This is a genomic window from Bradyrhizobium sp. MOS002 (genome assembly GCF_003020115.1).
In the GTDB taxonomy this organism is placed as follows: domain Bacteria; phylum Pseudomonadota; class Alphaproteobacteria; order Rhizobiales; family Xanthobacteraceae; genus Bradyrhizobium.
On the sequence record NZ_PYFX01000001.1, the window covers coordinates 110840 to 134086 of the forward strand.

25 protein-coding genes and 1 riboswitch are annotated in these 23247 nt (G+C 64.6%); of the genes, 16 read left to right on the plus strand and 9 right to left on the minus strand.

Going from position 1 to position 23247, the window contains the following annotated elements; all coding sequences use genetic code 11:
• Positions 1-12: 12 nt before the first annotated feature.
• The 6 genes from C7G41_RS00600 to C7G41_RS00625 all read left to right on the plus strand — a co-directional run bounded on the left by C7G41_RS00600 (position 13) and on the right by C7G41_RS00625 (position 6142).
• A complete protein-coding gene (locus C7G41_RS00600) occupies positions 13-1131 on the plus strand; it encodes a class I SAM-dependent methyltransferase (protein ID WP_106940768.1) in 1119 nt (372 codons plus the stop codon).
• On the plus strand, positions 1128-1895 hold the full coding sequence (gene pgeF, locus C7G41_RS00605) for a peptidoglycan editing factor PgeF (protein ID WP_106940769.1): 768 nt from the start codon (positions 1128-1130) through the stop codon (positions 1893-1895). The genes C7G41_RS00600 and pgeF overlap by 4 nt, the downstream gene beginning before the upstream one ends.
• Before the next feature lie 113 nt (positions 1896-2008).
• Entirely contained in the window at positions 2009-2623 is a 615-nt protein-coding gene (locus C7G41_RS00610; RefSeq protein ID WP_106940770.1) for a hypothetical protein, read from the plus strand.
• A 193-nt stretch (positions 2624-2816) separates the two neighbouring features.
• Positions 2817-3770, plus strand: a complete 954-nt coding sequence (locus C7G41_RS00615; RefSeq protein WP_199198052.1) for a ribose-phosphate pyrophosphokinase — start codon at positions 2817-2819, stop codon at positions 3768-3770.
• A 312-nt stretch (positions 3771-4082) separates the two neighbouring features.
• Positions 4083-5111, plus strand: a complete 1029-nt coding sequence (locus tag C7G41_RS00620) for a putative zinc-binding metallopeptidase (protein ID WP_106940772.1) — start codon at positions 4083-4085, stop codon at positions 5109-5111.
• A complete protein-coding gene (locus C7G41_RS00625) occupies positions 5108-6142 on the plus strand; it encodes an ATP-grasp domain-containing protein (RefSeq protein WP_199198053.1) in 1035 nt (344 codons plus the stop codon). Before C7G41_RS00620 ends, C7G41_RS00625 begins: the two co-directional genes overlap by 4 nt.
• A gap of 76 nt (positions 6143-6218) precedes the next feature.
• Here the strand turns inward: C7G41_RS00625 and C7G41_RS00630 are convergent, their stop codons facing one another.
• Positions 6219-6782: a 6,7-dimethyl-8-ribityllumazine synthase gene (locus C7G41_RS00630; RefSeq protein ID WP_106940774.1), complete on the minus strand. Its 564-nt coding sequence runs from the start codon at positions 6780-6782 to the stop codon at positions 6219-6221.
• Positions 6783-6858: 76 nt separating this feature from the next.
• A riboswitch (FMN riboswitch) is annotated at positions 6859-7018 on the minus strand.
• A gap of 412 nt (positions 7019-7430) precedes the next feature.
• Between C7G41_RS00630 and C7G41_RS00635 the strand changes: the two genes are divergently transcribed.
• Positions 7431-7931: a YbjN domain-containing protein gene (locus C7G41_RS00635; protein WP_007614845.1), complete on the plus strand. Its 501-nt coding sequence runs from the start codon at positions 7431-7433 to the stop codon at positions 7929-7931.
• A gap of 185 nt (positions 7932-8116) precedes the next feature.
• The gene (proC, locus tag C7G41_RS00640) at positions 8117-8944 is read left to right on the plus strand and encodes a pyrroline-5-carboxylate reductase (protein ID WP_199198054.1); all 828 of its coding nucleotides are present in this window, start codon (positions 8117-8119) and stop codon (positions 8942-8944) included.
• 124 nt (positions 8945-9068) lie between these two features.
• Here the strand turns inward: proC and C7G41_RS00645 are convergent, their stop codons facing one another.
• From C7G41_RS00645 to C7G41_RS00665, 5 genes are all read right to left on the minus strand, one after another.
• Positions 9069-9464 carry a thioesterase family protein gene (locus C7G41_RS00645; protein ID WP_106940776.1) on the minus strand — a complete coding sequence of 132 codons (396 nt, stop codon included), beginning with the start codon at positions 9462-9464 and terminating at the stop codon, positions 9069-9071.
• A gap of 167 nt (positions 9465-9631) precedes the next feature.
• Positions 9632-9880, minus strand: a complete 249-nt coding sequence (locus C7G41_RS00650; protein ID WP_106940777.1) for a tautomerase family protein — start codon at positions 9878-9880, stop codon at positions 9632-9634.
• Positions 9881-9934: 54 nt separating this feature from the next.
• The gene (hisS, locus tag C7G41_RS00655) at positions 9935-11455 is read right to left on the minus strand and encodes a histidine--tRNA ligase (protein WP_106941439.1); all 1521 of its coding nucleotides are present in this window, start codon (positions 11453-11455) and stop codon (positions 9935-9937) included.
• A 51-nt stretch (positions 11456-11506) separates the two neighbouring features.
• Entirely contained in the window at positions 11507-12031 is a 525-nt protein-coding gene (locus C7G41_RS00660; RefSeq protein WP_106940778.1) for a YegJ family protein, read from the minus strand.
• Between the two features lie 255 nt (positions 12032-12286).
• The gene (locus C7G41_RS00665; protein ID WP_106940779.1) at positions 12287-13369 is read right to left on the minus strand and encodes a branched-chain amino acid aminotransferase; all 1083 of its coding nucleotides are present in this window, start codon (positions 13367-13369) and stop codon (positions 12287-12289) included.
• Between the two features lie 340 nt (positions 13370-13709).
• Here C7G41_RS00665 and C7G41_RS00670 point away from each other — a divergent pair, with 340 nt between their 5' ends.
• Genes C7G41_RS00670 through C7G41_RS00680 form a run of 3 tightly spaced genes read left to right on the plus strand, consistent with a single transcriptional unit; the run spans position 13710 to position 16384 of the window.
• Positions 13710-14249 carry a MarR family winged helix-turn-helix transcriptional regulator gene (locus C7G41_RS00670; protein WP_199198055.1) on the plus strand — a complete coding sequence of 180 codons (540 nt, stop codon included), beginning with the start codon at positions 13710-13712 and terminating at the stop codon, positions 14247-14249.
• Positions 14246-14977: a response regulator gene (locus C7G41_RS00675; RefSeq protein WP_106940781.1), complete on the plus strand. Its 732-nt coding sequence runs from the start codon at positions 14246-14248 to the stop codon at positions 14975-14977. Before C7G41_RS00670 ends, C7G41_RS00675 begins: the two co-directional genes overlap by 4 nt.
• A gap of 18 nt (positions 14978-14995) precedes the next feature.
• Positions 14996-16384 carry an ATP-binding protein gene (locus C7G41_RS00680; protein ID WP_106940782.1) on the plus strand — a complete coding sequence of 463 codons (1389 nt, stop codon included), beginning with the start codon at positions 14996-14998 and terminating at the stop codon, positions 16382-16384.
• 111 nt (positions 16385-16495) lie between these two features.
• Here C7G41_RS00680 and C7G41_RS00685 read toward each other — a convergent pair whose 3' ends face one another.
• The gene (locus C7G41_RS00685) at positions 16496-17026 is read right to left on the minus strand and encodes a DUF3617 family protein (protein ID WP_106940783.1); all 531 of its coding nucleotides are present in this window, start codon (positions 17024-17026) and stop codon (positions 16496-16498) included.
• A 44-nt stretch (positions 17027-17070) separates the two neighbouring features.
• On the minus strand, positions 17071-17364 hold the full coding sequence (locus tag C7G41_RS00690; RefSeq protein ID WP_106940784.1) for a hypothetical protein: 294 nt from the start codon (positions 17362-17364) through the stop codon (positions 17071-17073).
• 182 nt (positions 17365-17546) lie between these two features.
• On the opposite strand from C7G41_RS00690, the gene C7G41_RS00695 reads away from it, so the two are divergent.
• The 4 genes from C7G41_RS00695 (at position 17547) to C7G41_RS00710 (ending at position 20201) form a co-directional block, all read left to right on the plus strand.
• Positions 17547-18011 carry a hypothetical protein gene (locus tag C7G41_RS00695; RefSeq protein ID WP_106940785.1) on the plus strand — a complete coding sequence of 155 codons (465 nt, stop codon included), beginning with the start codon at positions 17547-17549 and terminating at the stop codon, positions 18009-18011.
• A 119-nt stretch (positions 18012-18130) separates the two neighbouring features.
• Positions 18131-18823: a ribonuclease T2 gene (locus tag C7G41_RS00700; RefSeq protein ID WP_106940786.1), complete on the plus strand. Its 693-nt coding sequence runs from the start codon at positions 18131-18133 to the stop codon at positions 18821-18823.
• 52 nt (positions 18824-18875) lie between these two features.
• Positions 18876-19736 (plus strand): 23S rRNA (adenine(2030)-N(6))-methyltransferase RlmJ, encoded by an 861-nt coding sequence (locus tag C7G41_RS00705; RefSeq protein ID WP_106940787.1) that lies wholly within the window; start codon positions 18876-18878, stop codon positions 19734-19736.
• A 249-nt stretch (positions 19737-19985) separates the two neighbouring features.
• Positions 19986-20201 (plus strand): cold-shock protein, encoded by a 216-nt coding sequence (locus C7G41_RS00710; protein WP_007614865.1) that lies wholly within the window; start codon positions 19986-19988, stop codon positions 20199-20201.
• A 70-nt stretch (positions 20202-20271) separates the two neighbouring features.
• Here the strand turns inward: C7G41_RS00710 and C7G41_RS00715 are convergent, their stop codons facing one another.
• The gene (locus C7G41_RS00715) at positions 20272-20895 is read right to left on the minus strand and encodes an outer membrane protein (protein WP_199198056.1); all 624 of its coding nucleotides are present in this window, start codon (positions 20893-20895) and stop codon (positions 20272-20274) included.
• A 250-nt stretch (positions 20896-21145) separates the two neighbouring features.
• On the opposite strand from C7G41_RS00715, the gene uvrC reads away from it, so the two are divergent.
• On the plus strand, positions 21146-23215 hold the full coding sequence (gene uvrC / locus C7G41_RS00720) for an excinuclease ABC subunit UvrC (RefSeq protein WP_106940789.1): 2070 nt from the start codon (positions 21146-21148) through the stop codon (positions 23213-23215).
• Positions 23216-23247 lie beyond the last annotated feature (32 nt).

The window sequence follows — 23247 nt, forward strand, 5'->3', positions numbered from 1 at the left end:
AGAAGATAGGCCGTGACCGACCAGCCGTTACTCGACGAGATCAAGGCGCTGATCAAATCCTCAGGCCCCATGCCGGTCTGGCGGTACATGGAACTGTGCCTGATGCATCCGCGCTATGGCTATTACGTCTCGCGCGATCCATTGGGACGAGAAGGCGACTTCACCACCGCGCCCGAGGTCAGCCAGATGTTCGGCGAGCTCTTGGGCCTGTGGACCGCCTCGGTGTGGAAGCAGATGGGCTCGCCGCAATTCCTGCGGCTGATCGAGCTCGGTCCCGGCCGCGGCACCATGATGGCCGATGCGCTACGTGCGCTCCGCGTGCTGCCGCCGCTTTACCAGGCGCTCCATATCCACATGGTCGAGGTCAATCCGGTCCTGCGCGAGCGGCAGAGTGCGACGCTGTCGGGCGTGCGCAACATCGCCTGGCACGACCGCATCGACGACGTGCCTGAGGGACCGAGCATTATCCTCGCCAACGAATATTTCGACGTGCTGCCGATCCACCAGATGGTCCGTCACGAGAACGGCTGGCACGAGCGCGTGATCGAGGTCGACGCCAACGGAAAACTTCAATTCGGCGCGGCGGCCGAGCCGACGCCGCGCTTCGAGGTGCTGCTGCCGCCTCTGGTGCGCGCCGCGCCCGTCGGGGCCGTGTTCGAATGGCGGCCCGATGCGGAGATCATGAAGCTCGCCAGCCGCGTGCGCGACCAGGACGGCGCGGCGCTGATCATCGATTACGGCCATCTGCGCAGCGATGCCGGCGACACCTTCCAGGCGATCGCGCGCCACACCTTCACCGATCCCCTGAAGGCGCCGGGCCAGGCCGACGTCACGGCCCATGTCGACTTCCAGGCGCTCGCGCGCGGGGCGGAGGACGTCGGCGCCCGCGTGCACGGGCCGGTGACGCAGGGCGATTTCCTCAAACGCGTCGGCATCGAGACCCGTGCCGCCGCCTTGATGCAGAAGGCGGCGCCTGACGTCGCCACCGACATTTCGATCGCGCTGAAGCGACTGACCGAAACCGGGCGTAGCGGCATGGGCTCGATGTTCAAGGTGCTCGGCATTTCCGAGCCGCGGCTGACGGGTATCGCCGGCCTGAGCGATCTCGAACGCGCCGGAGACGGTTCATGACGCTTGCCTCCTCGCTGCTGTCCGCCGTGCCGGGCCTGCGCCACGCCTTCTTCACCCGCGAAGGCGGCGTCTCGGGCGGCATCTATTCCGCGCTGAACGGCGGGCTCGGCTCCAACGACGATCAAGCCCTTGTCGCGGAGAACCGCCGCCGCATGGCCGAGCATGTCGGCGTCGCACCGGAACGCTTTCTCAGCCTGCACCAGATCCATTCGCCCGACGTCCTCGTCGCCGACACCCCGTGGCCGAGCGGGCCGCGGCCGAAGGGCGATGCGCTGGTGACGAAGGTGCCCGGCATCGCGCTCGGCGTCTCTACCGCCGATTGCGGACCGGTGCTGTTCGTCGATCCCAATGCGGGCGTGATCGGCGGCGCGCATGCCGGCTGGAAGGGCGCGCTCACCGGCGTGCTGGAGCAGACCATTTCAGCGATGGAAAAACTCGGCGCCTCGCGCAGCGGCATCATCGCCGCGATCGGCCCGCTGATCCGCCAGGACAGTTATGAAGTCGGCAACGAGTTCGTGGCGCGTTTCATCGAGGCGGATGCGGACAACGCCATGTTCTTCATCCCTTCGGTGCGCGAGGGACACGCGATGTTCGACCTCGCCGGCTTCATCCGGAAGCGTCTGGAAGCCGCGGGTATCCTGATGATCGACGATCTTGGTCTGGACACCTACGCCGACGAGCGCTTCTTCAGCTATCGCCGCTCCGTGCATCGCAAGGAGCCGGATTACGGCCGCCACGTTCACGCAATCGCGCTCGAAGCGTGAACACAAAGGCAACCCCGTGTCATTCCGGGGCGATGCCCGCGCGCGATGACAGTGGCCTGTGGCGCCCCCGCCCTAGACGTTAATGCGTTTTAACGATATCGCTGCCCTCCATAATGAGGGACGCGTCATTCATCTTGCGCCGCGCGGGTTCGCGCGTGCTGGCGGTCATGCTGCTGACGGCGGCGGCCGCGCTTGGCGGCTGTGCCGGTGGCGGTGGTGCCGCGAACTCCTATGCGATGGCGCCGAGCGCCGGCTCCGGGGCGACAGTCGCGTTCGAATCGATCGACGGACCGCCGCCGCAAGTGTTCGACCGCATGGTCGGCGTGCTCGACACCGAATCCAAGCTGCGCAGCCTGTCCGTGGTCTCCCGCGAGGGGTCGGCTGCCTACCGCGTGCGCAGCTACCTCTCTGCCCAGATCGTGCGCGGCAAGACCGTGATCGCCTGGGTCTGGGACGTCTACGACGCCAACCAGCAGCGGGCGCTGCGCCTTTCCGGCGAGGAACCGACGGCGGCCAAGGGCGGCCGCGACCCTTGGGGCGCTGCCGACGACCTCGTGCTGCGGAAGATCGCCCAGGCCGGATTCAGCGGGCTTTCCAACATGATCAACGGCACGCCGGATGCGCCGGTCTCGGCTCCCGGCTTGCGCGGGCCGGCCGTGGCGAGTGTGATCCCGGAGGCTCCGGCGGCCGAGATGCCGGCCTCGGCGCTGGGCTATGCCGAGCGATAACCCCCGCGAAACCACGGCCCCAACTTCCGGCCAAACCGTTGGCCGGACTCGGGATTTCGCAGGGAAAACGTAGCGTCCCGGGTTGCCATTGCAGCCTCCGGCCTGATATTTCCTCGCCCGTCGTAACCGTGCTTCCAGTGGGTATTGTTTGATGTTGAACATCGTGTCCAGCAAAGCGCGGGAGGAAGCGTCCATGTCGGCCAAGAACGGCTCCATCAAGCTCGTCGCCGGCAACTCCAATCCGGCTCTCGCACAGGCCATCGCGCAGGGTCTCGACCTGCCGTTGACCAAGGCGGTGGTACGGCGCTTCGCCGACATGGAGATCTTCGTCGAGATCCAGGAGAACGTGCGCGGCTCGGATGCCTTCATCATCCAGTCGACCTCGTTCCCGGCGAACGACCATCTGATGGAATTGCTGATCATCACCGACGCACTGCGCCGCTCCTCGGCGCGCCGCATCACCGCGGTGCTGCCCTATTTCGGCTACGCCCGGCAGGACCGCAAATCGGGTTCGCGCACGCCGATCTCGGCAAAACTCGTCGCCAATCTGATCACGCAGGCCGGCGTCGACCGCGTCATGACGCTCGACCTGCATGCCGGCCAGATCCAGGGCTTCTTCGACATCCCGACCGACAACCTCTACGCGGCGCCACTGATGGTGCGCGACATCAAGGACAAGTTCGACCTCTCCAGGACGATGGTGATCTCGCCTGACGTCGGCGGCGTGGCGCGCGCACGCGGCCTCGCCAAGCGCATCAACACCCCGCTCGCGATCGTCGACAAGCGCCGCGAGAGGGCGGGTGAATCCGAGGTCATGAACGTGATCGGCGACGTCGCAGGCTACACCTGCATCCTGATCGACGACATCGTGGACTCCGGCGGCACGCTGGTGAACGCCGCCGACGCGCTGATCGCCAAGGGCGCCAAAGACGTCTACGCCTACATCACCCACGGCGTGCTCTCCGGCGGCGCGGCGGCCCGGATCACAAACTCCAGGCTGAAGGAGCTGGTGATCACCGACTCGATCCTGCCGACGGAGGCGGTGAGCAAGGCACCGAACATCCGCACGCTGCCGATCGCCAGCCTGATCTCGGACGCGATCGCGCGCACCGCGGCAGAAGAGTCGGTCTCGAGCCTGTTCGACTGATTTTCTTCTTCGCCTCTCCCCGCCTGCGGGGAGAGGCCGGAATTCGAGCGAAGCTTGAATTCCGGGTGAGGGGACTCTCCGCGAGTCTAACTCTCACCATCCCCCGGAGACTCCCCCTCACCCCACCCTCTCAGCGTGAGCGAAGCTCGTCGCGGCCCCGCATCCGCCTTCGCCAAGGCTTCGGCGGACAAGAGCGGGGCGAGGGGGTGAGCGCTCCTTGCGCCCCTTACGACGCGGGCCTTGCGGGTTGTTGCCAACGACCGCCCATGACATCATCCGAATCCCGAGTCATCTCTGCCCTCTGGATGCCCGATGCCACGCCGGAAATTTGCCTGGGAGAAGCTGTCGGATGACGAGTTGCTCAAGCAACGCCTCTCCAGCCTGAGGGTTACGGTCGAAGGCACTTGGCTCGAGGGCTGCGTCAGCACGCTCTATGAGGAGCTGGAAGAACGGGATATCCGGCTGCGGCCGCACACATGGATGTCGAGCGAATGGTTCAGTCCGGGCGGCGTTCCCGGCATCGCCATTCCGTTCTATCTCGCTCATCCCCGCCTGATGAAGCTCGAGAAGAAGATGATGTTCGACGTCGAGGGCGGAACCTGGCGCGAGTGCATGGCCATCCTCCGTCACGAGGCAGGCCACGCCATTCAGCACGGCTACCAGCTGCAGCGCCGTCGGCGTTGGCAGCAACTGTTCGGCCCGTCGTCGAAACACTACCCGCGCTATTACCGGCCCAATCCGGCCAGCAGGCGTTACGTCCAGCATCTGCGGCTGTGGTATGCGCAGAGCCACCCGGACGAGGATTTCGCCGAGACCTTTGCGGTGTGGCTGCGGCCGCGCTCGAACTGGCGGACGCGATATGCCGGCTGGCCGGCACTGAAGAAGCTCGAATATGTCGACGAGCTGATGGGCGAGATCGCGGGAAAGCGGCCGCTGATCACGACGCGGGATCGTGTCGATACGCTGGGTCGGCTCAGCCAGACGCTCGAAGACCACTACAAGAAGAAGCAGGCGTTCTACGCCTTTACGCCCCCCAAGACCTACGATCGCGATCTCTCCCGGCTGTTTTCAGCCGATCCACGGCATCACCGCTCAAAGCCGGCTGCGGCGCTGATCAGGCGCCATCGTGCCCAGATCAGGCAATTGGTCTCGCGATGGACCGGCGAGAATCAGCTTACGCTCGATGCCGTGCTCGACGAGATGATCTCTCGCTGCCGCGAGCTAGACCTGCGCGCCGTCGGCCCCGAACCGAAGCTTGTTCTCGATTTCACCGTCCTCGTGACCGCCAAGACGATGCACACCATGTTTGGCCCGTCTCGGCGAAAATGGATCGCGCTATGAGACGTCTCCGTATTCTAGTCCTCATGCATCCGGACTTCATGCCCCCGGACTCCTCCGACGGATACTCCGCACAGGAGATCAATGCGTGGAAAACGGAATACGACGTGGTGAGCACCTTGCGCGCGGCGGGCCATGAGGTTCGCCCACTCGGCGCGCAGGAGGAAATCAAGCCGGTGCGCGAAGCGATCGAGGAGTTCAAGCCGCACGTGGTTTTCACGCTGCTGGAGGAATTCCACAACAACGTCGCCTTCGACCAGCACATCGCGAGCTATCTCGAACTGATGAAGGTGCCTTATACCGGGTGCAATCCGCGCGGCCTGACCCTGGCCCGCGGCAAGGATTTGTCCAAGACGCTGGTGCATCACCGCCGGATCGCCGCGCCGGCCTTTGCCGTCTTCCCGATGCGCCGCAAGGTGAAACGCCCGACGCGTCTTGCGCTGCCGCTGATCGTCAAGAGCCTGAACATGGATGGCTCGTTCGGCATCTCGCAAGCGTCGATCGTCGACACCGACGAAAAGCTGGCGGAGCGGGTTGCCTTCATCCACGAGCGGGTCGAATCCGCCGCCATTGCCGAGCAATTCATCGAGGGGCGAGAGCTCTACGTCGGCGTGCTCGGCAACAACCGCTTACGCGTTCTGCCGGTCTGGGAGTTGAAGTTCGGCAGCATGGGCGGCCGCAGCTCACGGCACATCGCCACGGAGAAGGCCAAGCACGACACCGACTATCAGGAAAAGGTCGGCATCGTCGACGGGCCTGCGAAGGATCTGGCGCCGGAAGTGACCGCCAGGATCCAGCGGGCCGCGAAACGCATCTATCGGGCGCTTGGCCTCGACGGCTACGCGCGCATCGATTTTCGTCTCACCGCAGACGGAACGCCGTATTTCATCGAAGCCAATCCCAATCCCGAGATCGCCAAGAGCCAGGAGTTCGCCACGGCGGCTCTACATGCCGGGCTCAAATATCCGGCTCTCCTGCAGCGCATCCTGACGCTGGGGATCAGCCGCGCCAAGGCGGGTGTATCGCTGGGGTGATGACGGCAGCGATCGCCCCTCATCCGTCGAGACGCGCGTCGCGCCGCTCGGGATGAGGGATGGTCGTTGCGCCGCGTTACACGATTCCCGCGGCGACCTGGCCGCGCAGGCGTTCGAGCCCGAGCAACGTCTCAGCACAGGCGGCCGCAACCTCGACGCCCTTGATCGCGAAATGCCTGCGGAAGAAATCGTAGTGCACCTCGGTCTCGTGGAATTGCTGCGGCGTCAGCACCGCGGAGAACACGGGCACCTCGGTGCGCAGCTGCACGTCCATCAACGCCTTGATCACGGTGTCGGCGACGAACTCATGGCGGTAGATGCCGCCGTCGACGACGAGGCCGGCCGCGACGATCGCGGTGTAGCGTCGTGTCTTGGCGAGGATCTGCGCATGCAGCGGGATCTCGAACGAGCCCGGCACCTCGAACACGTCGACATGATTGAGGTGGCGCGCTTCTGCCTCCTTCACGAAGGCGATACGAGCCTCCTCGACCACGTCACGGTGCCAGCAGGCCTGCACGAAGGCCACCCGCTGCGGTTTCGCGAAGCGCGGATGGTCGGGCGCCGGATCCTGGGGAACCGGCGGTGGCGTTTGGGTTGGCTGGGAAGTTTGGACTTGGGGGTCTTGCAACATCTGATTCATGGCTTTCCTCAGTTAAGGACCAGAATCAGGGCACACGGAACGACAAACAGCCGCATCCTGCGATGCGTCTGCCACCGACCGTTCTCTTTCATCCGGACTTTAACCGTCGGCTTCGGAGTTGCACCGAATCTGCTGACCCTTCCCCTCAGCAACACACTTTGGGGAAGGCGCTCGCGGGCTTAGACCTTTCGGCCCTTACCGCCGGTGGGGACTTTCACCCCGCCCTGAGAACATCGGCCGTCCGGAATGGGCGGCCTAAACGTAAATATGACGCCGGTTCGGGGCCGCGGCAAGCCGGTTCCGCATGGGAAAACCGCATGGTCCCATGCCGCCATGGCGGTCCAGTCGCCACGCGGCGGAATTAACGATTGGCGGGCCATCGGCGAATCCGATTCCGGTTTGTTCTTCTCCGTCCGGCTCGGCCTCCCCCGCGTTAATAATTGTGGCCGAGATGAGCTGTGGACGAACGAGTCCTGACTTGTGGACGGACTCGGCAGCCAGTTGCGCAGATTCCGCAAATCACATCAGTTGATCCGCGACAAGCCCGCGCTGATCCGAACGGATCGCCTTAACGATGTTTAGGGGAGCGCGCGCCGGACCAACCGCGTGCGTATCAAAGACAACAAAAAGGCAAGAGGTCGAGACGGCATGTCCCTGCTCGAAGGCACCATCGATTCCAAAAATCATCCGCTCGCGGTGGTCGAGGATATCGCTGCCAGCAACAACTGGCCGTTCGAACGCTCCGGCGAAGACGAACTCACGATTGTCTCCAAGGGACAATGGACCGACTACCAGATCTCCTTCACCTGGATGGGCGAGATCGAGGCGCTGCATCTGGCCTGCGCTTTCGACATGAAGATTCCGGTTGCGCGGCGATCGGAGGTCCAGCGGCTCGTCGCCGCGGTCAACGAGCAGCTGTGGGTCGGGCACTTCGACCTGTGGACCACCACCGGCATGATCATGCACCGGCAGGCCCTGGTGCTGCCGGGCGGACTCATCGCCTCCACCGGCCAGTGCGAAGCCATGCTCGCCGGCGCCATCCACGCATGCGAACGCTATTTCCCGGCGTTCCAGTTCGTGGTGTGGGCGGGCAAGTCCACGACGGAGGCCATGGACGCGGCGATGTTCGACACGGTGGGCGAGGCTTAAGGCCTCTCAGCAAGTGAGGGAGCCATACCTCTCTCCTCATCGTCGTCCCGGCGAAGGCCGGGACCCATACCGCGCGATTTCGCTTGTGGCACGCTGCTTGTTGCCAACACCTCCATCTACTAAAACCAGTTGTGGTTATGGGTCCCGGCCTTCGCCGGGACGACACTGAGTTTGTGGCGACGGCTATGACGAGCAACAGCACTCTCGAGAACATCACCGGCACCATCCTGCTCGCCGGCGCCGGCAAGATGGGCGGCGCGATGCTGACCGGATGGCTTTCGGGCGGGCTCGATCCGCGCCGCGTCGCGGTGATTGATCCGCACATCTCGGCTGAGATCACCGCACTTGCCGCCAAGGGTGTTGCGCTCAATCCGGACGTGACGACGGCGGGCCAGGTCGAGACGCTCGTCGTCGCGGTGAAGCCGCAAATGTTCCGCGAGGCCGGCGCCAAGCTGAAGCCGTTCGTCTCGGACAAGACCTCGGTGGTGTCGATCATGGCGGGAACCACGATCGCCTCGCTCGAAGAGGTCTGTGGCGGCGCGGTGGTGCGCGCGATGCCGAACACGCCGGCCGCGATCGGTCGGGGCATCACGGTGGCTGTCGCCGCGAACAATGTCAGCGCACAGCAACGCGCGGTGGCCGATGCGCTGCTGCGCGCCACCGGCTCGGTCGAATGGGTCGACGATGAGAGCCTGATGGACGCGGTGACCGCGGTGTCCGGCTCGGGGCCGGCCTATGTGTTTTTGCTGGCCGAAGAGCTCGCGCGCGCCGGCGTCGAGGCCGGCTTGCCCGAGGCGCTGGCGACGAAACTCGCGCGCGAAACCGTCGCCGGCTCGGGTGAACTTCTGCACCAGTCGGAGCTTGCCTCCGGCACGCTGCGCCAGAACGTCACCTCGCCAGGCGGCACCACGGCCGCGGCGCTCGGCGTGCTGATGGGCGAGCCCGGCCTGCGCGATCTGATGATCCGCGCGATCGCGGCGGCGACGCAGCGGTCGAAGGAATTGGCGAAGTAGCTGATCCTCATGGTGAGGAGGCGCAAAGCGCCGTCTCGAATCATGCAGGCCCGGCTCGCCTGTGGCTATCCTTCGAGACGACCGCTGCGCGGTCTCCTCAGGATGAGGGCAGAGCAAGCGGCTCCTACGTCGCGCCCAGCCGCCTGTTGAACATCTCGACATTGACGAGCCCGCGTGCGTGGCGGCCTTCGCCGAGTTTTCGCGTGCCCTCGAAGGCCTCGACCTCGAAGCGGATGACGCGGCGCTCGACTGCGAAAACCTTCGCGCTGGTCCGCACCGTCGCGCCGACGAGAGCTGCTGCGAGATGACGGATATCGACCTCGGTGCCGACCGTGACCCAGCCCGGTTGAAGCGCGGCGCGGATCGCATCGCCCGATGTCATCTCCATTTCCAGGATCATCATCGGGGTCGCATAGACCATCGGCATGCCGGGCACGAAATGCCCGACCGTGCGCTCCACCGGCACCACCAGCGTGCGCTCGGCGCTCATGCCGACCTTGATGAAGTCACGTGCGTCCATAGCTCGCCTCACTAATGGTGCCGTCCCGGCGAAGGCCGGGACCCATAACCACCGAATCGAATTTGGCGAAGACTTGCGATTGACAGCTCGCGCAACAATGCAAGGCCTGTGGCTATGGGTCCCGGCCTTCGCCGGGACGACGGCGGTGTATGTTGCTATAGGTGTGGCTACTTCTTCGCAGCCGCCGCGCGCTCCACGAAGGTCTTGCCGCCCTTCATCTTGTGGGCAAGCGGGGCTTCGTTGATCTGGATGACGACCGCATCGGCATCGACGCCGAGATTCTTTACCAGCGCCTGGGTGATGTCGCGCATCATGCCGGCCTTCTGCTCGTCGGTGCGGCCCATGGCCATGCTGACAGTGATCTCAGGCATTTTTCTCTCCCTTGGGGCCGAACACCGGCCATTGACGGTCGTCATCAAACAGGACGTGGATGCCCGGGACAAGCCCGGGCATGGCGCGCAAGCGAATAGCTAGCCCCAGCTCACGTCATGGCGCGCCAGCACCTCGCGTACTTTGGCGACGAGGTCGGCCTCGCTGCACGAGAACTGCGCCGGGCGGCTCTCGCGCCATTCCTGGTTGGAAGCGATCGCGGCCGCCGCCTTCGCGCCTTCGATCAGATCCTTGATCTGCACCTCGCCACGCGCTTTTTCATCCGAACCCTGGATGATGACGCAAGGCGCATTGCGGCGGTCGGCATATTTGAGCTGGTTGCCCATGTTCTTGGGATTGCCGAGATACAGCTCGGCACGAATGCCGGCGGTTCGCAACGATGCGACCATCTTCTGGTAGTCGGCGACGCGGTCGCGGTCGAACACGGTGACGACGACGGGGCCGAACCCGGGCTTCGTGTCGAGCTTGCCGAGCAGCGTCAGCGCCGCCTGAAGCCGCGACACGCCGATCGAGAAACCGGTCGCCGGCACCGGCTCACCGCGGAAGCGCGAGACGAGGCCATCATAGCGCCCGCCACCGCCGACCGAGCCGAACCGCACGGGGCGGCCTTTCTCGTCCTTGGTGTCGAGCAGCAGTTCGACCTCGTAGACGGGGCCGGTGTAGTATTCGAGGCCGCGCACCACGGAGGGATCGATCTTGATGCGGTCTGCGCCGTAACCCGACGCCGTCACCAGTTTGGCGATCTCTTCCAGCTCGCTCACGCCGGCTTGACCGACTTCGCTCTTGGCGAGATAGGTTTCCGCCGCGGCGATCGCCTCTTTCCAATCCTCGCGCGGCTTGGTGATGGCGAGAACAACGTCGGCCTCCGACGCGTTCAGGTTGGCGCCCTTGGTGAAGTCGCCCTTGCCTTCTTCGCCACCATCCCATCTGCCGGGACCGAGCAATTTTCGCACTTCGTCGGCAGGAAATTTGTCGAGCTTGTCGATTGCGCGCAGCACGATCAGCCTGCGCGCTGCGTTTTCTTCGCCACCGAGCCCGATGGCTTCCAGAACACCGTCGAGCACCTTGCGGTTGTTCACCTTCACGACATAGGAGCCGCGTGCGATGCCCAGCGCCTCCATCGTGTCGGCCGCCATCATGCAGATCTCGGCATCAGCCGCCGGCGTCGCCGAGCCGACCGTGTCCGCATCGAACTGCATGAACTGGCGGAAGCGGCCGGGGCCGGGCTTTTCGTTGCGGAACACGTAGCCGACGCGGTAGCTGCGATAGGGCAGGACCAGAGCGTCGGTCCCGTATCGCTCGCCGACATAGCGTGCGAGCGGCGCGGTCAGATCGTAGCGCAAGCTGATCCACTGCTCGTCATCGTCCTGAAACGAGAACACGCCCTCGTTCGGACGATCCTGATCGGGCAGGAATTTGCCGAGCGCATCGGTGTATTCCATCGCCGGCGTTTCCACGGGCTCGAATCCGTAAAGCTCGTAGACGGCGCGGATCTTCTCCACCATCTCGCGCGTCGCCCGGATCGCGGCGGGATCGCGATCCTCGAGCCCGCGCGGCAGGCGTGCCTTCAATTTCTGCGGTTTTTTGGGTTTTTCAGCCATGCGCGGCATTTACCAGCCGACGCGGGATGCGGCAACTGCCGGGGTGGTCCCTTACGGCTGCTCCATCCGCGCCCGGAGGGCATCCGCGTCAGCTTTCGGCAGCGACTTCAGCGTCGGCTTGATGGTTTCGCCGCCGACGATCTTGCCGTTGCGCATGAACATCCAGTCCGAGATGTCGGCTTCCGTGAATTCGACCTTGTCGCCTGCCCGCTTGCCGGGCAGATCGCGTGGCTCGTTGGCGAAGAGGCCGGAATAGGCCCCGTTGGGTAGCTTCTTCACCTCGGCCATCCAGATGTGCTCACCGCCTTTGCGGGTCGAAAAGTGCACCTTCAGGGCATGCCCTGTCTCCGTCGGCTTCGGCGCCTCATAGGATGTCCAAAATGTCGGCAGCGTGCCGCGGGCACGCGCGATCGCGGTGTTCATCTCCGGATCGGTGGTGCGCACGTCGACGACGGGCGAACGGTCCTCAGCCGAGACCTCCGGCTTGGGGCCGATGGTCAGGATGCCAAAGACGGTGACGCCGGTGATTGCGGCGAGAACGACCCATTTCAGGGGCTGGGGAAGAGTGGATGCCATGATCGCGATGTCCGGATGACTTGATATCTCGGGACTTTGTCGCGGGATCGTGGCGGGGCGTTCATGGCGAAAAAAGCCACCAGCAATCCGCTTTTTCCCCTCTCCCGTTGTGGGAGAGGGTGGCTCGCCGCGACAGCGGCGAGACGGGTGAGGAGTTCTATCCGCGAGTCAAATTCGCGTTTGAGTTTGCGGAAGCAACCCCTCATCCGGCGCTTCGCGCCACCTTCTCCCACAAGGGGAGAAGGAAGAAAGGCGTCAAATCACCTTTTTGATCCAGTTGTGCGGATCGTTGGTGCGGCCGTACTGGATGTCGACGAGCTGCTTGCGCAGGCCCATGGCGACGGGGCCGGCGGCGCCGCCGCTGATCTCGAAATCGCCGCTCACCGAGCGCACCGTGCCGATCGGCGAGATCACTGCGGCGGTGCCGCAGGCAAACGCCTCCTTGAGCTTGCCGCTTGCCGCATCCTTGCGCCACTGGTCGAGCGAGTACGGCTCCTCGCGCACGGTCTTGCCGGCATCCCTCGCCAGCGCGATGATGGAGTCGCGGGTGATGCCGGGCAGGATGGTGCCGAGCGGCGGCGTCGAGAGCGAGCCGTCGTCGAACACGAAGAACACGTTCATGCCGCCGAGCTCTTCGATGTAGCTGCGCTCGATCGCATCGAGGAAGACGACCTGATCGCAGCCGTGCTGGATCGCTTCGGCCTGCGCACGCAGGCTTGCGGCGTAGTTGCCGCCGCACTTGACGGCGCCGGTGCCGCCGACCGCGGCGCGCGTGTAGTTCTCGGAGACCCAGATCGAGACCGGCGCGGGGCCGCCCTTGAAGTAGGAGCCGACCGGCGAGGCGATCACCGCGAAGATGTATTCGGACGACGGCTTGACGCCGAGGAAGGTCTCGCTCGCGATCATGAACGGGCGCAGGTAAAGGCTGCCCTCGCCGCCCGGCATCCAGGCGCGATCGATGCGCACGACCTGCTCGACCGCCTCGATGAAGACCTCTTCAGGGAGCTGCGCCATCGCCATGCGGTCGGCCGAGTCCTTGAAGCGCCGTGCATTGGCGTCGGGGCGAAACAGGTTCACGCCGCCGTCGTCGCGCTTGTAGGCCTTGAGGCCTTCAAAAATTTCCTGGGCGTAGTGCAGGACGGCGCCGGCCGGATCGAGCTGGAAATTGGCGCGGGCCTCGACACGCGCCTCGTACCAGCCGCCCTTGGCCTGGTTGTAGCGGACCACTGCCATGTGGTCGGTGAAGACCCGCCCGAAACCGGGGTCGACCAGCTTCGCGACCCGGTCCTTCTCGGAGACCGGATTGGATGCGGGCTGGATGTCGAATTTCATGCTCATGTCCTTAGCCTCCCGCTGCCGGTGGCGGTGCCATGCTGGCACCCGCCTGCCCGATTTGGGCCCGGCTGGCTCGATTGGTTTCTGGCCGGACCGCCGCCAGCCTTGTTACGGCCGGTTTCCGTGGCCAGCATGTCACCGAGGACATGCTTTTGCGGAAGACGGAAGTCCAGTATGTTTTGCCGAAATGCCGTTCGACAATCGCACGGTAGATCTGCTCCGGCCGTCGCTGCCTGTCCGGCCTCCTTTGGCCGCCTTGCTTCGATGCCCCACCCGATGCGAAACGATCTAAAGTTTCGTGCAGGCTGATCGTTTTGTAACATTGAAACCAAGATACGTCAATATGCCTGACATAAATTTCGCGACTCCTTCTCAAGACGCTGCCGGGCCGCGGCCGGCCGCAGACGACGGAGGCAATTTGCGCTGGGATATCATCGAACTGCTGTTCTTCGCCTATCGCGATTTCGTCGGCGATCCCGACCAGGAGCTGGAGGCGTTCGGCTTCGGCCGGGCCCATCATCGCGTCATGCACTTTGTCTATCGCTATCCCGGGCTCAAGGTCGCCGACCTCCTCGACGTCCTGCGCATCACCAAGCAATCGCTCGGCCGCGTGCTCAAGCAGCTCCTGGACGAGGGCTATATCGTGCAGAAGACCGGCGACAATGATCGCCGCCAACGCCTGCTGTTTGCGACACCGAAGGGCGAGGCGCTGGTGCAGAAGCTCGCCGGCCTCCAGACCACGCGCATTACCAGGGCGCTCGCCGAGATGGCGCCGCAGGATGCCGAGACCGTCAAGCGCTTCCTGCGCGCGATGATCGACCGCGACGATCCAGACAAGGTGCTCGAGACAATCTTTGCCACCGTCAATCAGGACAAGGAGTGACCGTGCCGCTCGCTGCCACGCTCGCACGCCCGCCGGTCCGCCCCGCCGACGATGCCCCGCATCTCCTGCTGGTCGATGACGACCGCCGCATCCGCGATCTGCTCTCGCGCTTCCTTGCCGGCGAAGGCTATCGTGTCTCGACCGCCGCCAGCGCCAGCGACGCCCGTTCCAAGCTTTTGGGCCTGCACTTCGACCTCTTGATCCTGGATGTCATGATGCCCGGCGAGACCGGCTTCGATCTCGCCCGTTTCATCCGGACCTCGTCCTCGGTGCCGATCGTGATGCTGACGGCGCGCCACGAAGCCGAAGCACGCATCGAGGGCCTGCAGATCGGCGCCGACGACTACGTCGCAAAGCCGTTCGAGCCGCGCGAGCTTGCGCTGCGCATCAACAACATCCTCAAGCGCGCCGCGCCGCCGCCGCAGGCCGCTGCGATCGAGAAGATCGCGTTTGGCCCTTACATCTACCACCTCGAGCGCGGCGAATTGCGCCAGGGCGAAGACGTCATTCACCTCACCGACCGCGAGCGCGAGATGCTGCGGATCCTGTCGGAGACACCGGGCGAGACCGTGCCGCGCAGCGCGCTGACTGGCAATGGCAGCGTCAACGAGCGCGCCGTCGACGTGCAGATCAACCGCCTGCGGCGCAAGATCGAGACCGATCCCGCCAATCCGCTGTTCCTCCAGGCCGTGCGCGGCATCGGCTACCGGCTGGTAGCCTCTCCATAAAGCAGTAAAGCGCCACCGATGAGCACGATCGATACCGGCCTGACGCTTTTGAAGAGCGCAGCCGGCCGCGTCTCCGCCGCCAATGGCTGGATGGGCAATGCGTTCAAGGGCTGGATGCCGACCGGCCTCTATGCACGTGCGCTGCTGATCATGATCGTGCCGATGGTGATCCTGCAATCGGTCGTCGCCTTCGTGTTCATGGAGCGACACTGGAACACGGTGACACGGCGCCTGTCGGCCGCAGTGGTGCAGGACATCGCTGCGCTGATCGACGTCTACAAGGGCTATCCGCAGGACAAGGACCGCAACGAGATCCGCCGCATCGCGCAGCAGCGCCTGGGCCTCGTCGTCGATTTCCTCCCGGCCGGCGACATGCCGCCGCCGGGACCAAAGCCGTTCTTCTCGCTGCTCGATCAGACGCTGTCGGTGCAACTTGGCCGCCAGATCGGGCGCTCCTTCTGGATCGACACGGTCGGCCGCTCCAACCTCGTCGAGATCCGAATCCAGCTCGACGACGCCGTGATGCGCGTGTTCGCGCAGCGCAGCGCCGCCTATGCCTCGAACTCGGAGATCTTCCTGTTCTGGATGGTCGGAACGTCCTCGATCCTGCTGATCGTCGCGGTGCTATTCCTGCGCAACCAGATCAAGCCGATCCTGCGACTTGCCGACGCCGCCGAAAGTTTTGGCAAGGGCCGCGAGGCGCCGAATTTCCGCCCGCGCGGCGCGCGCGAGGTGCGGCGCGCGTCGGTCGCCTTCCTCGAAATGAAATCGCGCATCGAGCGGACGATGGAGCAGCGCACCGCGATGCTCGCCGGCGTCAGCCACGATCTGCGCACGATCCTGACGCGGTTCAAGCTCGAGCTGGCGCTGATCGGCGACAGTCCGGAAATGGAGGGCATGCGCAAGGACGTCGACGAGATGTCGATGATGCTCGAGGACTACCTCGCGTTTGCCCGCGGCGATTCCGGCGAGCAGTCGCAGCCGACCGACATGGCCCAGGCGCTCGAGGAGCTGCGCAGCGACGCCGAGCGCCACGGCCACATGGCGACGGTCGCGTTCAACGGACTGCCCGTGGTCACGGTGAAGCCGGCCTCGTTCAAGCGCTGCCTTGCCAACCTCGTCACCAACGCCGCCCGCTACGGCAAGAGCATCGCCATTACCGGCCAGCGCGATCACCGCTATTTGACCGTGACGGTCGACGACGACGGGCCGGGCATTCCCGCCCATTTGCGCGAAGAGGTGTTCAAGCCATTCTTGCGGCTGGACAACGCCCGCAACCAGGACGAAGGCGGCACGGGTCTTGGCCTCGCGATCGCCCGCGACATCGCCCGTTCGCACGGCGGCGACATCACGCTAGGCGACAGTCCGATGGGGGGATTAAGGGCGAGCGTGCGGATACCGGTGTAGCTGATGTAGCCCGGATGGAGCGAAGCGCAATCCGGGAAGTTTTCTTCGCGGTGGATGCAAGGCCCCGGATTTCGCTGCGCTCCATCCGGGCTACGATCTCAGCCTATTTCCCTACTTCGGCAACAACGCCTTCAGCTTATCCATGTCGCGCACGTTCATCTTGAAGCCGCCGGGCATCACGATGTCGCCGGGTTTCTGGTCCGGCTTGCAGGCGCCCAACCATTTCGCTTCGAGCTGCATGGTCGTGTCGCGGCCTGCCGCGCCGGCGGCGCCGCCTTGCGCGTGCGACGACGTCTTCACCGTATAGGCCGAATTGAAATCGCCGGTGATCTCAGCATGCGAGGTCGTGCTGATGCCGGCGACATTGCATTCGGAATCGCTGACATAGCCCGTCGCGGTCTTCTTGATGTCCTGCTTGGCGCAGATCTGCTTGGCCATCGGGGAGATGTTGTTGTTCATTTCCTTGTCGACGGTCTCGTCGGTGCAGTGCTGCATGGTCATCTCGGGCACCGGCGTGCCGGTCCTGACCATCTTCAATTCCCACAGCCCCGCCTTGCGCACCGGCAGGTCGTCAGCGCGGGCGCTGCCTGCCGACACGACGAGGCAAAGCGCGGAGCCGAGCAAAGCGAGTTTGCGCGTCATGTGGAAAGCTCCCGGCTGAGAGGTAGCGGCGTTACGAAAGCGCCTCAGTAGAGCGTGCGGATCGGCTGGTCGGCGGCGCCATAGGGCACCCAGCGGCAGGAGAACGAGATGTAGCCGCCCTCATAGGCCTGCACCGCCAGGAATTTGGCGACCTTGCCGTAGCGCGCGCAGTGATCGACCGCGACCTGCCGCGCATCGACCTGGGTTGCCATCGAATAGGCGATGATGCCGCCGGTGTCGTTGCCCTTGAACGGAGGCACCGGAAGGAGATCGGCGCGCGCCGACTGGCTCGCCAACATACCCAAGGCAAGTAGGCCCGCGGCCGCAATGATTCGCATTCCCGTCACTCCGATTGGTTGGCGGCAGTTTACGGTGCCGGCGCGGCGCTGGAAAGAACGGAAGCTCTCTCTAACGCAGCATTGCGGTCAACTCGTCGGCAAGTGTTGCCGCGCTGCACTTGACCTCCCCCGGCCTTCACGGCACCGTCCGCCCTTCGCAGATCATGCTGTCTGGATCATCCATGCGCGCCTCGACCTTCCTGAAATCGCTCCGCTTTGCCGCTGTGCTCGGCCTCCTGTTCGGGACGCTGTCGCTGGGTGAGGCCCGGGCCGCCAATCCGCTGGAGCTGAATTTCTGGCTGAGCGGGCCGCGCTATGACGGCAATGTCTCCGAATGCGACAGGGCGCTGCCGACGATCGCCAGCCAGTTCTGGGAGAAAGAAAGCTCGTTCTGGAATTCCTCGTTGAAGATCACCGGCTTCGCCGCGGTTCACGAGACCGCGTTCCGGCCCTGGGCATCCGACAACATCCCGCGCCGCTATTGCACCGGCGAGGCCATGCTCACGGACGGCAAGATGCGCAAGGTGCACTTCTCGATCGTCGAGGATGGCGGCTTCGCCGGCTACGGCCAGGGCGTCGAATGGTGCGTGGTCGGGCTCGACCGCAACTGGGCCTACAACCCGGCCTGCCGCGCCGCCAAACAGTAATTGAAAAAGTTCTGATCCGGACCGATCAGGCGGCGGATGACGGTCGCCCGAAATTTGTTCTTGAAATGTTCCTATCGCCTGCTAGGCTCGTCTGCACAGTCTAGTTGAGGGGCGTCGCCATGTTTCATTCCAGATTGCATTCGTTTTCCCGCCTGATGATCTCGCTGACGCTTGCGGCCGGGCTGGCTGCGCTGGCCGGCGGCGTCAAGGCCCAGGACAAGCGGCAGAACACGCCCGGCGAATTCGATTTTTATGTGCTGTCGCTGTCGTGGTCGCCCTCCTTCTGCGAAGAGGCGGCGGAGCGCGGCGGCCGCTCGCAGATCCAGTGCAGCGGACGGCCCTACGCTTTCGTGGTCCATGGTCTGTGGCCGCAATATGAGAACGGTTTCCCGGAATATTGCCAGCGGCCGTCGCCGCGGCTGAACCGCAGCATCGTTTCCTCCATGCTCGATCTGATGCCGGCGCCGGGGCTGATCTTCAACGAGTGGGACAAGCACGGCACCTGCTCGGGGCTCGCCGACCGCAGCTATTTCGAGACGATCCGGAAGGCGCGCGCCGCAATCAAGATTCCGGCCGAATATCTCGATTTGTCGCAGGCCAAGACCGTGGCGCCGGCGGAGGTGGAGGAAGCCTTCATCAAGGCCAATCCGGGCCTCAGCAATGCCGCCGTCTCGATCACCTGCAACCGGACGCGGCTGTCCGAAATCCGGATCTGCCTCAGCAAGGACCTGCAATTCCGCGCCTGCGAGGAGATCGACCGCCGCGCCTGCCGTCGCGACCAGGTGACGATGCCGCCGATCCGGGGTGGGTAGCCCAGGCGTCGCGCCTCTTTGCTCAGGCCGTCACGTGGCGTAGTGCTCTTGCATGAATTACCGCCACGCCTTCCATGCCGGCAGCTTCGCCGATGTCATCAAGCACATCGTGCTGACGCGCATCATCACCTATCTCCAGGATAAGCCGGGCGCGTTCCGCGTCATCGACACCCATGCCGGCGCCGGCCTCTACGATCTCGAAAGCGACGAGGCGCGCCGCGGCGGCGAATGGCTGACAGGCATTGCGCGGCTGATGCAGGCGCGGCTGTCGAACGACGCCATGGCGCTGACCAAGCCCTATCTCGACATCGTCCGCGCCTTCAATCCGAAGGGCGAGCTCAAGGCCTATCCGGGCTCGCCGCTGATCGCACGCGGCCTGCTCAGGCCGCAGGACCGCCTCTTGGTCTGCGAGCTCGAGCCGAAGGCGCGCAAGGCGCTGATCGGCGTGCTGCGCCGCGACGAACAGGCCCGCGTGGTCGACCTCGACGGCTGGATGGCACTGCCGGCTTTCGTGCCGCCGAAGGAACGGCGTGGGCTCGTGCTGATCGACCCGCCGTTCGAGGCGAAGGACGAGTTCGAAAAGCTCGGCGAGGCCTTCTCGGCGGCTTTCGCGAAATGGCCGACCGGTATCTACGTAATCTGGTATCCCGCCAAGAGCCGGCGCGCCACCGACACGCTGGTGCAATCAGTGGCGCGGCTCGCAGCCGCAGCAAAACCGCCGGGAAAATGCCTGCGCCTAGAATTCAGCGTGGCGCCGCAAGCCGACGGCGCAGCCCTCACCTCCAGCGGGCTCTTGATCGTCAATCCCCCTTACACACTGCACGGCGAACTCAAGACGATCCTGCCGGAGCTGGAAATGCCGCTCGGCCAGGGTGGCGCTGCCAGATTCCGATTAGAGGTGCCGAGGCCGTAACACTCCGGCATCTTGGGAAAAATATGCAGGAGCGGTAGTCAATCTGCAGAGAACCGTATTATGCTGTTTCAGTGACTGGCTTTACGTTCCGCTTCCGCGAATGGTTGCGGCGGAGTGAAGGCCTAAGAAAGATCCAGTCGGACCGAATGGTCTGCCCAAGGATGGCCAGCTCCCGGGCTTCGTAAGGCCCGGTCATGTCGTGACGTGCGTCTGCGTCACGACGGAGGAGCAATGAGGGGGAGTTTCCCGATGGCCATGACGGGAACGGTCAAGTTTTTCAACGGTGAGCGCGGCTACGGATTCATCAAACCGGACGACGGGGGCCGCGACGTCTTCGTGCATATTACTGCTGTAGAGCGGGCCGGACTGAAGGACCTCGCCGAAGGACAGCGTATTACTTTCGAAGTCGAACCGGACAAGAAGGGCAAGGGGCCGAAGGCCGTCGATTTGGTCATCCTTCCCTAGCGAGCCTTGCGTAAAAAAAATCCCGGCCGCAAGCGGCCGGGAGGTTGGTCCGGTATTTTCTTCTTGGCTATCAGAAGTGATAGTTCACGCCTGCGCGCACAACGCTGGCGCTATAGCCGTTTGACACGCCTGTAATCGCGAACTGACTCGTCGACAGATCGATGTAGAGATATTCGAGCTTGGCGCTCCAGTTCGGCGCGAACCCAACTTCCGCGCCGGCACCGATGGTCCAGCCGGCGCTGGTGTGCGACTCGGTCCAGCCGAACGTCTGCGCGCGCAGCTCGCCGAAGGCGAGGCCCGCCGTGCCGTAGAACAGCACGTTGCTGAAGGCGTAGCCGGCGCGGCCGCGCAGGGTGCCGAACCACGGATTGGAGAACTTCCACGGCGCGAAGGTGTCGTCGGCACCGGCGGCCTGGATGTCGCCCTCGACGCCGAACACCCACGGGCCGGTCTGGAAATTGTAGCCGGCTTGAACGCCGCCGACGAAGCCCGACGGTTTTGCCGGATTGTTGTTCACCGAACCCCATTCGTAGCCGAGATTGGCACCGAGATACGGACCGGCCCAGCTATAGGCGTTGAGCGGCTGATTGACCGTGTAGGGCGCACGCTGCCCGTAATTGAGATCGGCGGCCTTCGCCGAAGCCGTCCAGCCGACTGCAGCCAACACGGCTGCGCCCACAACGAGCCTCTTCATCACACACTCCAACGCAACTGCCGTCACCGCTGCGATGCCTGCGCCGCCGCGCCAGGCAAAACCGCATGGTTACGGAACCACCACTGTTTCGCGTAAGATTTATCGAGAGTTTTAAGTTAAAGGCCTGTTAAGCCGGGTTACCGCGCTGTTAACAGGCTTAAGCAAGCGTTACCGGGAACTGCGCCGCCATCCTGTGCGTGCCGCACGGCCGGAACTTCAAATCGGCACCCGCAGCGCCTAAATTCGCACCATGGTTCACGATTCCCCCGACAATCCGGACGACGCGCGCGCGCGCAAACCCGTGCGCGGCAACGCGCCCGACCTCCCGCCCCAGGAAACGGAAGCGGCGCCGCCCGACCTCGATCCCGCCACCGCAAGCGGGGACGACGAGGACGATGCACGGCTGCCGGACATCCTGGAAGAGAGCGGCACGGTCGGCGAAGAGCCGCTGGCGACCGGCCACGAGGCGATCGAACGCGCGGTCCGCCTCGCCCCCACCTCGCCCGGCGTCTACCGCATGCTCAATGCGAATGCCGACGTGCTCTATGTCGGCAAGGCCAAGAACGTCAAAAAGCGCCTGTCGAACTATGCGCGCCAGAGTGCGCCGCAGCCGGCGCGCATCCTGCGCATGATCGCCGCCACGGTTACCGTGGAAATCATCTCGACCCACACCGAGACCGAAGCGCTGCTGCTGGAGGCCAACCTCATCAAGCAGCTGCGGCCACGCTTCAACGTGCAGCTGCGCGACGACAAGTCCTTTCCCTATATCCTGATTACGGGCGATCATTGGGCGCCGCAGATCCTGAAGCATCGCGGCGCGCAGACGCGGCCCGGTCGCTATTTCGGCCCGTTCGCCTCCGCCGGCGCCGTCAACCGCACCATCACCGCACTTCAGCGGGCGTTCCTGATCCGCTCCTGCACGGATTCCTTCTTCGAGAGCCGCTCGCGGCCCTGCCTGCTCTACCAGATCCGCCGTTGCGCCGGCCCCTGCACCCGCGAGATCGACTTCCCCGGCTACACGACCCTGGTGCGCGAGGCGAGCGACTTCCTGTCCGGCAAAAGCCATGCGGTGAAACAGGAGCTTGCCGCCGAGATGGAGAAGGCCTCCGGCGAGCTCGAATTCGAGAGCGCCGCGCTCTACCGCGACCGCCTCGCTGCGTTGTCCGCGATCCAGTCGCAGCAAGGCATCAATCCGCGCACGGTGGAAGAGGCCGACGTGTTCGCCATCCACCAGGAGGGCGGCTTCTCCTGCGTCGAGGTGTTCTTCTTCCGCACCGGGCAGAACTGGGGCAACCGCGCCTATTTCCCGCGCGCCGAGAAGACGTATACGCCGGAAGAGGTGCTCGGCTCCTTCCTCGCCCAGTTCTATGACGACAAGCCGCCGCCGAGGAACATCCTGCTCTCGCACGAGATCGAGGAGAGCGAGCTGCTCGCCAACGCGCTGTCGATCAAGGCCGCCCGCAAGGTCGAGGTGTCCACGCCGAAGCGCGGCGAGAAGAAGGAGCTCGTCACCCATGCGCTCACCAACGCGCGCGAGGCCTTAGGCCGCAAGCTCGCGGACACCGCGACGCAGAGCCGCCTTCTGGACGCCATGGCCACGACCCTGAGCCTGACACATGCACCGAAGCGGATCGAGGTCTACGACAACAGCCACATCCAGGGCACCAACGCGGTCGGCGCCATGATCGTCGCCGGCCCGGACGGTTTTGTGAAGAACCAGTACCGCAAGTTCAACATCAAGTCGGAGGGTCTGACGCCCGGCGACGATTACGGGATGATGCGCGAGGTGCTCGAGCGCCGGTTCAAGCGCCTGATCAATCCACCCGAGGACAGCGCAGCCAAAACCAAGGACGACGACTTCCCGCAATGGCCCGATCTCGTGATCATCGACGGCGGCCGCGGCCAGCTCAACGCGGTCCGGGAAATCTTTGCAAATCTCGGCCTGACCCAGGTGGCGCTGATGTCGGTGGCCAAGGGGCCGGACCGGGATGCCGGCCGCGAGACCCTGTTCATGCCGGAGCGCGAGGCGATCAAGCTGGAGCCGCGCGACCCAGTGCTCTATTTCATCCAGCGGCTGCGGGACGAGGCGCACCGCTTCGTCATCGGCTCACACCGCAAGCTGCGTAAGAAGGACATCCGCGAGGCCGGCTTGCAGGAGATTCCGGGCATCGGTCCGTCACGCAAACGTGCCTTGCTGCATCATTTCGGAACCCTGAAGGAGATCGAACGGGCCTCGATCACCGATCTCGGCAAGGTTCCAGGGGTGAGCGCCGAGAGCGCCCGCAGGATTTTCGAGTATTTCCATCCCCAGCCGGGGTGAAATAAAGGGGGGCCGCGGTCATATGGTCGTCG